Here is a 1,583-nt window from a genome sequence, read left to right as displayed (position 1 = left end):
ACAGGGAAAACGCACGAGTGCTAATTGTTTAATAATCAATAGTTCCCTTCTCTTCTCAAAACTTATTTAATGGCAATACTCTTGTATATCTAATAATAAATAAAGTCTTCCTAGTTACTTTTCCTCATATAGACGTGTCACAACTTTACATGGTCATGCCACCTATTGCTTTCATCCTTTTTAATCTTCGGGCTTCTTCAATTGATATATTGATTATTTATATTGTATTCATTCTGGTATTTCATTATCTTCACGTCTAAATAATAAACAGTAATGGATAAGATTGCAAAGGATTTTTTAATAAATGACGAATTGGCACGTCATATGGCTAGTATGTCTGAAGCTATTGATACAATAGACCCACGTGAAAAGAATAAAGTCACTTATTCGGGCAAATTGATAATGCTTGTCACTTTATCGGGTGTTTTTTGTGATTGTCAGAGTTGGAATGATATAGCAGACTTCGCCCGTTATAAGAAAGATTTTCTTAGGAGATTCATACCGGATTTAGAAACTACCCCCTCACATGATACATTACGCCGATTTTTTTGTATCATAAAAACAGAAAGATTAGAGAGTTGTTACAGAGAATGGGCCTGTAATATGAGAGGTGATTCACCGTCCATAGAAGATTGCGACTGGTCGAAAGTTCAAATAGGTGAGGGTAATGATCTTTATACGAATAGACATATAGCTATTGACGGGAAAACGATCTGTGGTGCCATCAATGCTGATAAACTGGTACAAGAGTCGGCGGGTAAAATAACAAAGGAGCAGGCAGCATCAGCCAAACTTCATATTGTCAGTGCCTTTCTTTCTGATATGAGTCTGTCATTAGGGCAGGAACGGGTCTCAATAAAAGAGAATGAAATAGTAGCAATACCCAAATTACTGGACGACATTGATATACGACAAGGAGATGTAGTTACCATCGATGCACTTGGCACCCAAAAGAAGATTGTAGAAAAAATAACAGAGAAACAAGCCGATTATCTTTTAGAGGTGAAAGATAATCATTTAAAACTAAGGGAAAATATCGAAAACGATGCGGAGTACTTGCTAATTTCCGGAAGAGAAAATGATTTTATCAAAAGAGCTGAAGAAACCACAGAAGGTCATGGATTTATGGTGACAAGGACCTGCATATCCTGCTCTGAACCCAGTAGATTAGGGTTCTGTTATCGCGATTGGAAGAATCTTAGGACTTATGGAATAATAAAGACCGAGAAAATAAATATAGCCACAGGGGAAATACAGAATGAGAAACATTGTTTCATCTCTTCATTAGTGAACAATCCAGAGCTTATTCTTAAATATAAGAGAAAGCATTGGGCGGTAGAAAATGGATTGCATTGGCAGTTGGATGTTACATTTAATGAAGATGATGGAAGAAAAATGATGAATTCGGCACAAAACTTTTCCACTTTAACTAAAATGGCATTGACCATTTTGAAGAATTATCAGGATGAAGACAAGAAGACTTCTGTCAATAGGAAAAGGAAGAAGGCTGGATGGAGTGATGAGTATCTAGCTAATTTGATAAACAACTTTATTAAAGCGTTTTAACTCGTGCGTTTTCCCTG

1 protein-coding gene is annotated in these 1,583 nt (G+C 36.1%); it reads left to right on the top strand.

Features of this window, described 5'->3' with window-relative positions; all coding sequences use genetic code 11:
- Positions 1-273: 273 nt before the first annotated feature.
- Entirely contained in the window at positions 274-1,566 is a 1,293-nt protein-coding gene (locus DXA05_RS26070; protein WP_004315317.1) for an ISAs1 family transposase, read from the top strand.
- Positions 1,567-1,583: the final 17 nt, after the last annotated feature.

It is taken from the genome of Bacteroides sp. AM54-2NS (assembly GCF_003602935.1).
In the GTDB taxonomy this organism is placed as follows: domain Bacteria; phylum Bacteroidota; class Bacteroidia; order Bacteroidales; family Bacteroidaceae; genus Bacteroides; species Bacteroides xylanisolvens.
Note: the sequence above shows the minus strand (reverse complement) of the source record. Positions and strands in the feature narration are given on the sequence as shown.

Excerpts from the sequence above, each read along its gene's own strand:
- DXA05_RS26070 (WP_004315317.1), top strand. The coding sequence starts at position 274 with ATGGATAAGATTGCAAAGGATTTTTTAATAAATGACGAATTGGCACGT.